Origin of the sequence: Alicyclobacillus acidiphilus NBRC 100859, assembly GCF_001544355.1 — a bacterium.
Classification (GTDB): domain Bacteria; phylum Bacillota; class Bacilli; order Alicyclobacillales; family Alicyclobacillaceae; genus Alicyclobacillus; species Alicyclobacillus acidiphilus.
The window spans coordinates 1-10,398 of the sequence record NZ_BCQI01000088.1; the positions used below are offsets into that span (position 1 = coordinate 1).

Sequence of the window (10,398 nt, forward strand, 5' to 3'; positions counted from 1 at the left end):
GCATAATGATCTCAGTCTGCGCGTAGTCCACGTGGTACCCCAGTTGATCCATGGTGTCGAGCAGCGATCCATCGACGGGATCGGCAGGAGCGCATTCTTTCGGAAAGATGTTCACCGATACAGCCGCCCGTCGCATGGACGCGAATCGGATGCGAACCATTCTCACCGCTGGCGCGCCAGGCTCCAATTCCAAGTGGGTAGCTTCGTCGACATCCAATCCGATATCTTTGAACTCGACCAATTGCTTGCGCACGGTCGTGTTCGACACGGCCATCATCTTGTCCGTGCTTTCTAGTTTCGTAAGCTCCGACACAATTCGGCTGCGCGGATTGACGTATCGCCCAACGCCTTGCCGAGTGGTCAGCACTCGATCCTGCTCCAACGCGGCTAGCGCCTTGCGAACGGTGACGCGCGTGACGCCATACTCTTTCGCCAACTGATTTTCGCTAGGCAAACGGGTTCCTTGCGTCCATTCACTGCGCCCGATGCGAGCCAGAATTTCTTCACGAATCTCCAAATACCGATTGACCATGGTTCACCTCAGTCACCTCGAGTTCCAGGTGACATCTTTCACTTGTATATACAAGTGCATCATATCGACGAAATGTTATGACCGTTCAGGGATTGCTGTTAATAGTCTGTAAACAAATGATGAGTCCGCGTTTACAAGACGTAGAGGTGTAACTTGCATTGTGGTGACCATATTGCGGGGAGTGGGCTCGTCAATCGAAAAGTTGACCAGCATAAGCGAGCGGTGCATAAGTCTATCGGACAAAGCACGCCGATTGTCTGGTAACCGGTGGCGCCCTTTGTCGCTGCGGGTTTTGGGCATCAGCGCATCGTATCCGCCTTTCCGGTAGGCCTCCAGCCATCGTTCCAAAGTTCGCACGCTAAGCGTCGTTCTGGTCGTACCAGGGATTGCGTACGATTGTTGCACCATCCGCTCGAAATAGGCACGCAATTCCCCTGGAGACAGCGGCGTTTGTCGGCTCACAATGGGCGCAATCGTCCCGTATCGAAACGCCGCAATCTCCTTAGCCAACTTCCTTCGGTCCATTACGCCATCTCCTCTCTCCAGAATCGGTACAAGCCTATTCTCGGACGGGAGTGGCTGGCTGCTCCATAGACTAAATTGTGGGATTGGCTATGCCACGCTGGCCGACTGTGCTTGGCGGAGCTGGTATAGGCCATGAAAGAGAGCAATGTTCACTTTGCTTGGCGAAAGCTCCATCCAGATCTGTCGCCAGTATCTCAGGCGGTGGGTTGGCCGATCCCGTCCCCGTGGCATACGGATGGAGGGATGAAGTGAGATCACATGCTGCCAGAACTGGCTGTCAAGCTTGTCCATATACCCCCTGCCAGCGCTTCATCCACCGCCACACCCTGCACTTCTATCCTGCAACACACAACTGTTACGCTCTCGGTTATTTTCATCAAAGTGCCTCCCTTTTCCTAATTGCGTCATACCAGTCCGCATGTTGTACAATCGGGAGTCCTACTCGAAGACCCTGCAAACACTCTAAAAACCCAGCCGCCGCAAGGCAGGCTGGGTTTCGCCACGATGGTTGGTCGTGGTTTCTCTTGGTGGAGGCGAATCGTGTCAGGACAAAACCACGACTTCCACCACAACGCCCGGTATTTGTACTTGAAGCAAAAAGAACACTACGGCTCGATAAATTCTAAACCGTATTCGGATTGTGCAAATCGAAGTTGTTTATCCCTAGAAACAAAGGAGAGTTCATTTTCAAGCGCCGTGGCTAAAATTAAGGCATCCGGCGTTTTAATCGACCGACCGTTTGCGCGTTGGCTCATTTGCAACTGTGCGGCTCGTCGTGCCACCTTCGAATCCACCACAAGAATACGTCGTTCGCTCAAAAGTCTGTCCGCCCTCAGATGTTCACCAGGTCTTAAATTGTTTCTGATCTCACACTCGGAAATAGCCGAAAAGAAGAATGATGCCCCCTCGCCAGTAATTATCCGAAGGAAGTTGGTGACAGATTCGTCATTCGCTAATAGGTATATTCCGATATTGGAATCAAGCAAATACCTCGGCAATCACGCCCACTCCTCTCGGGAGCGACGAATGTTATCGATAGCTTGTGCCGCCTCTTCCTCGGTGAAATCCGGGGGAGCACTTAAGATTTCTTCCAAGTCTTCAACTGGTTCTAGTTCTATCGTCTCAGATTCAACATCAATCACGATTCGCTTTCGATCAATATGATTCTTCTTTAGAAAATCCCGAAGTTTCGTGGCAAGTTCCGGATCCAGTTTCTCATTCATCGCCATTGGGAGAAACACCTCTTTCGCCGTTTTCCAAGTCCATTACCATTAATTATAGCACCTGACCATGTAGTTAAATCCACAGACAGAAGAACTCAATGATTCCTCTCTGTATAACCCATCGCTTGGTATCCCTTAAGTCTTTTCTGGTACATTCGCGACAACATGGGGACACAGTCATCAACGTAATCGTAAATTTGAACTTCTTCCTTTAGGTCATAAATGCGATGCAATCGGCCTGCATACTGTTGCAAAGTTCCCTTCCAAGAAATTGGGAGAACAAGAAAAAGGGTATCTAGACGTTCATCGTCAAATCCTTCGCCGATAAAGCGGCCAGTCGCGAGTATGACTCGCTCTTCTCCCGGTGGAATGGCATTAATCTTTTCCTGGGCTACTTTCATCTGTTTCTTGCCCATCCCTCCACGAAGTACAATGATATTCTTCGCAAAACCCTTCAGTCTCTCTTCGAAATACTCGAGATGTGACCTGCGATCTGTCAGCAGAATCGGGGATCTGCCCTGATTTAGAGCGGACAGCAAGTCGTCAAATATCATGTCGTTCCGCGCTTCATCAAACAGAAGCCTATCGTACACTTGCTGTATACTTAAATCTGATTCATTCTCGGAGAGTTTAAAATCCGTATGCCTAGGTATGACTACGTGAAAGAAAGGTCGCTTCATTGCTTGAGATTTAGCATCGACTCTGTAACGAACTGGACCGCATTGCATCAACACGATGGGATGCTTCCCATCCTTGCGAGCCAGAGTAGCTGTCAGCCCAAGTACATATCTCGACCTTGCCTGTCTCAGAACTTGTTCAAAGCTTACTGCAGAAATATGATGGCATTCGTCGACAATGATATGACCGTAATCCGCCACGAAATCTTTGACCTCCCGGTTCACGTAGAGGCTCTGAATTAACGCGATGTCGATCCGCCCTGTTCTGTTTGACTTTCCACCACCTACCAACCCAATTTCCTTTATGGGGATATTTAAAAACGCCGCCACACGTTCTCGCCATTGTTCCATCAACTGTGTTCGGTGCACCAAAATAAGTGTATTCGAGCCTCTCGCGGCAATCATCGAAGCACTGTAGAATACGAACCTACTACAATCGAAATGACTGGCGAACAAACGCTTACCCCGCAGCACGTCGTCTTGAACGACCCATGGTCAGGAAAACCGACAACTTGGGTCCCTGTTTATTACTTGTAGGAAGAGTTAAAGTCCGTTGGTGTTCAAACAACATGGAACGGAAACACCCTTGACGTTACCTCTACACCGAAAACGTGGGAGATGGTCAATGTTTCTGGTGAACCTCAAACGGGAACACCACCTGCTGGCGAGATACAGTTTTCGATCGGTAGTAACCAGGACGACTTCGTTCGAGCACCAAAATTTGTAGCCAATGATCCGGCAACCAAAGCGCCGACAACGTATATTCCTGTTTACTACGCAGACCTTTTCCTCCAACAGCGGCTACTGATGGGGGTATCTTGGAACAAAACGACTTGGAGTATGACGACACAAAACGAGCCGTTGAAAATCACAGTTAGCTCTGCGCCGATGAAAGCGAAGGTCGGTCAGTCCATCACCATCTCAGGAGTGGCATTGCTGAAAAATGGTGTCGGTGCTCCTGATACTGAGTTAGGTGTTATGGGGTTGGACCAACCCGAAGAAACGTCGAACGGACGGGTTGCCATGACCGACACGAACGGCCATTTTTCGTATACAACCACGATCCCAACTGCTGGGACATACACCGTAACTTTCGTGGATTATAATGTCTCGTCTCAACCAGTGAAAATCATAGTTCAATAGTTCAAGCGTTTGGTGCCATGGTTTCGTGGCACCCTTTTTGTGCCTGCAACAACCTGAGACCGCCACCACCCCACTCCCCCGCCTTTCCCGAACTCTTTCACAACATCAAAAAACCCAGTCCCCGCAAGGAGACTGGGTTCCGAACCATGTGACTTATTGCATAAATTGACCAAGAGTTAAACCATAAGTTAACCAACAGTGCGGCAATGTCGGAAAGCCCGCGTCACAGTAGGACTTTCTCTCTGAATGGTCTTACAGATGGTTAACGTATCGTTCATTGAGAACCGGGATATCTGTAAAATATTAGGTTTGAGGGTTGGGATCTTGGTCACTACGTGCCAATTTTTCGTTAACAAACGTAACGCAAGGACATGTTTTGGTTTAACCAGTGTATTCAGCAGCGGCCTCTTCCAAGGGTTAGGCACCTGCGGCTATCTTCTGACCGTGCTTTATGCCCGGCATGGAGAGGGACTCCAAAGCCGTTGTCCAGGGAACTGCGTGCGACGGCCTCCGTTATACCCTCGTTGTTGTATGCACGAAACATCTGAACTATCTAATCGACTACGAAATGAGTGGTGTCTCATTAAGTGGTGTTAATTAGCCGAGTCCCCTTACTACCTGGCACCGATCGATTTTGTAAACGGATGTTGGCTCCAACGGAGATTAGCAACGCGCGAGCTTTGAAGCAGCGTACGTTCGGTGAAGAAATATACTCCGGCGCGAGGCAGCTTGAGCACGGATACTTGTGGACTAGTACTGGCTCTTTGTATCTGTCCCTGAACTGGACGAACACGAGACACGTGTCCCCGCGACACCTGTTATTAAGGTGGCACTTCGATTTACCGTGTTCTGCATATTCATGAGAACTTTTTAGCGGGCGACTAAATTAAATCTTAGGCTACCACAATTGCAACGAAGATCATATGGCTCGTGATTGACGACAGATAAACGTAGTGTCGATGCGCAGACAGAACACACAAGCTGCTGGAAAAAGTCTCGAAAGGCATCTACGACCGGTCGAAAGTCTGCCTTGGTAAAATTGGCCCACTGGTTGTAATGAACATTCGGGTTGACGGCCCACCGCTCTGAATCGATTCGAGTTAAAATCTGGTTGAGCATACTTTCAAATTCAGTAATACGTTCGACCTCGTTTCTATTCCCCCATGAATTAGCGGCCTTTTTGGCCATTTTGAGGTAGTCTTTCAACGATTTTATTGCCGCAGTCATGTAGTCTCCCAATTCCCATCTTCCGTCGAGTCTAAACCTTACGCGGGCTTGCAGTGCGTCACAAAGCGTAGCGAAGTACTGTTCACTACCTCGTCGCAACCTGGCTGCTGCTGACGGGACATCGTTCTTGTCTAAGTCAATATCTATAAGATGCCACATGTCACTTTCCTCGTTAACATGTGGACCCACCTCAATGCTCCAATTATATAGCTCAACAATATTTTTTGAATTGACGACCCCCTCTTGCTTAAGTTGGTACATCCAAGTACGATCATGGGTGGTGATAATGAATTGCTTCGTCGGAAATTTTGTTGAAAGCAGTTTGCAGATTTCACGCCTATGGTCAGAATCAATCGCCATGACGACATCGTCCAGGACAAGAAGATTGACTGCATCTTTGTGAATGACGTCAGCAATGGCTAAATACAAAGCTAGTCCCATGCTGTCCTGGTGTCCTTCACTATGATAAGCCCTCGGTGGGAAGGAACCTCGACCATAGAAGTCAATTTCAAAGATAATACCTGCGCCATCTGGTTCAAGCTTGGCAGTCAGCGAACCTTCATCGGAATAATGAAGCGCTCGGTAAAACTCTTCAAACCGCTCTTTTGCCCTTTCGTACACTGCATTGAGGACTTTGTCCCTTGAGTCTAGGAATGATGATGAAAGAAGTTCCGCGTATTCGGACAGTCGCCTTGCCTTCTTTAGATCGATAACTGCTGCTTTCCAAAGTCGTATCTGAGCCTCCAAAGTGGTAAGTGTATCCCAAGCGCGTTGCTCAGGAGTTAGTTCGGGAAATACATCGGACACCGTTTGCATCAGAGAGGTTAAATGCTCCGTTATGTTTGTGGGGGCTAAGGCTTGTCCTATCCGTTCACGCGAAAATTGCGGCACTGGATAAAGGTCAACTGCTTTGTTGACCGACTCCAAGAAACATTCAATATCCCTTTGCCAACTCCGCAACAGTGAGGTATCAAATGAGAACTCATTTTTATCTAGTTCATTTAACAGGTGATTTATGTGCGTTAAAATTTGTAAGAACCGTTCGTTCAGCCTCATTGCAACCAAACTTATTTTTTCTGACAGGTTATGACCAACATTTACCTTGGTCCTTTTGCTCTCCAAATAGACAACCAATTCCCCAGGCGGCCACTTCGTGTCACACAAAGGGCAAGCCCCATCTTCTATCAACTGTAGACCAATATCCAGGAGTTGAGCATGTTTAACATAATGGATAATTATGGGATCTGACCTTAACTCACTAAGAGTTCTTCGCAGTTCCTCATCATCTTTCAAAATTGCCTGAGACATCTGGTCATCGGACAGAAAATTTCCCAGAGCATCAATGCTCTTCTTTATGCGTGTAACGTTAGTTAGTGTAGGGTAACTTACAGAAGTGGGTGGATTAATTCCTTTTTTAATATCCACGAGGTCCCAGATGGATTCACCCCCCAAAATGGATCGGTAACTGTTTATCATTTCAAGAATTACTCGTTCTGAGACTTCAGATACTTTATCTTCCACAGTCGCGGACAACTCAGCTACAGTCCGCTGAAATAGTTTTTCTGCGCTTTGAAGTTCTTTTTTGAATTCCGTCTGGACATTTACCAACGCCTGTCGAATCTTCTCAATGTCGGTCATGTTCAAGAGAGCCTGTATCTCCTTGGCTCTTTCATTCGGCTCAGCAGTAATATACCGTAAAATATCTCTACGTGTGAGAATATAGTGACCACGTTCGAATAGCTGAAAAGAACGTTCCACGTGGTCTCGAACTGCTTCATCACAATCAATTACATTAGGTTTAGAAAGGTTTCGGCGCACCTCTACAACTTGACCTAATTCGGGTATAAAGATTTTAGCCCTAACAAAAGAACTTTTCGGATCGCTGTCAATATGATTACCGTGAGTTCTTAGCGAAATTCCTCTGGATCCTTGACCTGATAGCCGTGAAATTTTACCTGTAAATAGGAAATCTATCGCATCTACAATGGTACTCTTGCCCGTTCCATTAGAGCCCCAGATCACCATGTTCCTGCCACGAGGCTTGAGTTCCAAGTCCCGCACACCGCGAATGTTGTGAATTTCAATCTCCTCAAGCTTCACGGCGATTCACTCCCCACGACCTGTTCCAACATGGTTTTGATAGCTGTGCTGTCCGTTAGTTTCTCAGTTTCTCGTAATCTATTAAAGGCCTGTATAACATTCAATGGTAATCGCTCATCCTTCTGTAAGGCAGCCAGGAAATCCTCAATGACCTCCTTTGAAAGGCTCTTTTCTGAACTCATCCTAATTTCACCTCGATCATATACTCAATTCTTCCATTTGGATCTTGAGATACAAACAAATTTCATTTCTAATCCCAAAGGCAACGTTCGGCGCCAGGTATGCCGGATGTGATTGACGCCCCTGCACTTGGAAGTAATCCGGCCTATTCGAGTTTATATGGACTGATCGCATGACAGCAGTAACGAGCGACTCGATGTACTTAGCAGTAATCAAGATGTACCTGCGATAGAAAACTCTGCATAAAGAAGTTAGTTGAAAGGTAGACAACTCCTTCGATTCAAAGAACTCAGTCTGTATCCATCCAAACCTATTGGTTACTACAAATATCCAAGGACAAAAAAGTATCGGCTGATAAAAAAGTATCCGCTTTGTCGCTTCTTGGGCCAAGCGCCACGATTTTTGGACAACAAAGCCTCGGCATAATGTACAAAAGATCGCCTTCATGATACCATAGCCGCAACTTTTCCGGACAAAAGTCTCGGTATAATCGCGGAAAACGACAACCCAAGTATCGGCTTTCTCACGGACAACTGGAAATTGATTGGTCTTGGCACAGGCACCGGATACGGTTAGAGCTCCTTCCCGATTCGCTGCTGATGCCAACCGGCTCCACATTCTTGACAACTACCATCAAATTCTCGCTTTGAGGTGTTCGTAGGCTTCACCCAGCACACAGTACACCCGCCGGGGATGAGAGGGCTCGATCCGAAACCATTCGACCAGGCAGATTCTCCTGTGGCCCGAGCGAACCATACTACGGCGCACGTACCGCAGTAGAGATTTTCGCAACCGACTTGGCGATCCTGCTAAGAGTCCTGTCACCTTCCAAGACCTCTACAATGCAATCGTCCGTCTGCGCGTCGGTAAAGCCTTCAAGCCCATTCCACGAGTGCGAAACCAGCGACCAAACCGTGACAAGTGTCCGGTCCGTGGGGTGCCTGTGCAAAGCGCAAAACGCATTCTAATTTTTCTCGTATAAAATGCGTCCAGGTTGCCACAAGAGTAGGATTTGATGAAATGATGAGGTCGAACTGTGGTAAACTGCTAATTTGACATACCTACTGCCGAGAATTGGTCGGAGCCGGATTGGACATTGCTATGGTAGCAGGCCGGTTATACGAACCTCCATGCTGAGTACGTTGCAACGAATTTCGCCCCCTGATATAATCAGATCACGAAGAGACCCCGCCAGCCGCTAACTGGCAGGGTCCCGACGGGCGATGTGGCGCTCAGTCGGAGTTAATGGGTCTGGTTCTCAGATAACCGGCTGGTGACGGCCGGTTATCGGCGTTTAACGGTGATCTTGACACATACGACCAACAGAACGCTCCATTGTGATATATCGCCACTGTTTGTTACTGTGTCGTTGCTTTGTAAAAAAACCCATTTTCGGTCATTGTTTGAACAGGGATGCCTGCATCTTCAGACTCCATACCAATCCCAAAAGTAGACTAAACACAGCTTGCACACGTCACCGTTCAGGGTTTAGTGATTCTTGTCCCATCGTACAACAAAATAACCAGCGTCCTGATGTTGACTTCAAGATGTCGCTCCAATCGCATTGCAGTGTCAAAGTCTTGAAATTCATCAGATCCAACATAGAGTCCGAAACGAACCTCAGAAAGATTGCTTGGCAACATTTTCGAATCATCTTCAAACGAGAAAAACTGAGCGTGGCTGTAGATACTCGTGGGATCTTCTTGGCCACGGCTTGGTGTATTTCTTTCCCCATGCACCATACTTATTGATACAACCGACAACCAATCGACCGCCGGGTTTTACAACACGAAGCCCTTCACGTAAAGCCGCTACCGGATCTTCTGTAAATTCAAGCACAGCGTTGCAAATCGCCAAGTCGAACATGTTATCGTTGAAAGGCAGGTGGACTAGATCTGCTTGCAGAAAGGTTACATTACTCACCCGCTTACGGCGTGCCAATTCCAACATATTCTGCGAAATATCAACACCTACCACCACAGAAAGCCCTATATCGTTCAGCCAATACGTGTAGGAACCTGTACCGCAGCCAAGGTCAATTGCCTTTTCCCCTTGCTCTGGCCTTGCTATAGCAGATTTCATGTTCGACCACATCAACGAAGTGACCGAGCGGCGTACGGCAAAAATCATCATACGTACTGGCCTTCTCATCAAATAAAGCCGCTGTCCCCATCGTCTTCAAACCCTTTCTTTTAACAACCGTACTACTTCATCGATTTCCTCTTTTGTTGTATATCTTCCCAAACTGAACCGGATCGTTCCCTTACCTACCCGTTCCTCAACTTTCATCGCCTTTAACACAGAGGAAATCTGAACCATCCCCGAATGACAAGCGGAACCTGTGGAAGCAGCAAGTTCAGGAATACTTTCCAATATGTCCTGACCGACCTTCCCGATAAAACTTACGCTTAATGTATTGGGAAGGCGTTCCTCAGGATGTCCATTTAACGCAATGCCCTCTTTGAAATACCTCTTTAATTCATCCCAAAAATAATCACGTAATTCTTTTGTTTTAGCATTCTTGAGGTTCTCTGACGCTAGGTCGCAGGCCATACCGAGTCCAACGGCAAGCAGAATATTTTCAGTTCCGGCCCGTCTTCCTCCCTCGTGTCCGGCTCCATGTACCAATGATTCAATCGGAGTTCCTCTTCTTATGTACAGAGCACCTATGCCTTTTGGTGCATATAATTTGTGTCCAGCTACCGACAGTAAATCGACACCCAGTTCATCAACTCTTGTCGGGATTTTCCCAACCGCTTGGGCTGCGTCGGTATGGAACAGAATGTTATAT

Annotated in this window: 9 protein-coding genes and 1 pseudogene; 1 reads left to right on the forward strand and 9 read right to left on the reverse strand. The window is 47.5% G+C overall.

The features are described 5' to 3' along the window. From AAC01S_RS17080 to AAC01S_RS17100, 5 genes and pseudogenes are all read right to left on the reverse strand, one after another. Positions 1–532, reverse strand: a 532-nt coding sequence (locus AAC01S_RS17080; protein ID WP_067625317.1) for a GntR family transcriptional regulator, incomplete at its 3' end; no start/stop codon positions are given. Between the two features lie 255 nt (positions 533–787). Beyond that, positions 788–1,057 (reverse strand): annotated as a pseudogene (locus tag AAC01S_RS20380) (integrase); the annotation flags it as partial. A gap of 605 nt (positions 1,058–1,662) precedes the next feature. Beyond that, positions 1,663–2,055, reverse strand: a complete 393-nt coding sequence (locus tag AAC01S_RS17090; protein ID WP_067625322.1) for a type II toxin-antitoxin system VapC family toxin — start codon at positions 2,053–2,055, stop codon at positions 1,663–1,665. Next, the gene (locus tag AAC01S_RS17095; RefSeq protein ID WP_067625325.1) at positions 2,056–2,286 is read right to left on the reverse strand and encodes a hypothetical protein; all 231 of its coding nucleotides are present in this window, start codon (positions 2,284–2,286) and stop codon (positions 2,056–2,058) included. An 89-nt stretch (positions 2,287–2,375) separates the two neighbouring features. Next, positions 2,376–3,362: a DEAD/DEAH box helicase gene (locus AAC01S_RS17100; RefSeq protein ID WP_083511929.1), complete on the reverse strand. Its 987-nt coding sequence runs from the start codon at positions 3,360–3,362 to the stop codon at positions 2,376–2,378. Positions 3,363–3,575: 213 nt separating this feature from the next. Here AAC01S_RS17100 and AAC01S_RS17105 point away from each other — a divergent pair, with 213 nt between their 5' ends. Beyond that, the gene (locus tag AAC01S_RS17105; protein ID WP_067625331.1) at positions 3,576–4,100 is read left to right on the forward strand and encodes a hypothetical protein; all 525 of its coding nucleotides are present in this window, start codon (positions 3,576–3,578) and stop codon (positions 4,098–4,100) included. Between the two features lie 870 nt (positions 4,101–4,970). On the opposite strand, the gene AAC01S_RS17110 is transcribed toward AAC01S_RS17105, so the two are convergent. The 4 genes from AAC01S_RS17110 to AAC01S_RS17130 all read right to left on the reverse strand — a co-directional run. Beyond that, a complete protein-coding gene (locus tag AAC01S_RS17110) occupies positions 4,971–7,427 on the reverse strand; it encodes an AAA family ATPase (protein ID WP_067625334.1) in 2,457 nt (818 codons plus the stop codon). Beyond that, positions 7,424–7,609, reverse strand: a complete 186-nt coding sequence (locus AAC01S_RS17115; RefSeq protein WP_067625337.1) for a hypothetical protein — start codon at positions 7,607–7,609, stop codon at positions 7,424–7,426. The genes AAC01S_RS17110 and AAC01S_RS17115 overlap by 4 nt, the downstream gene beginning before the upstream one ends. Before the next feature lie 1,654 nt (positions 7,610–9,263). After that, positions 9,264–9,740 carry a class I SAM-dependent methyltransferase gene (locus AAC01S_RS17125; protein ID WP_067625342.1) on the reverse strand — a complete coding sequence of 159 codons (477 nt, stop codon included), beginning with the start codon at positions 9,738–9,740 and terminating at the stop codon, positions 9,264–9,266. Between the two features lie 45 nt (positions 9,741–9,785). Then, positions 9,786–10,398: cysteine desulfurase family protein (locus AAC01S_RS17130; RefSeq protein ID WP_157071263.1), on the reverse strand; the 613-nt coding region annotated here is incomplete at its 5' end.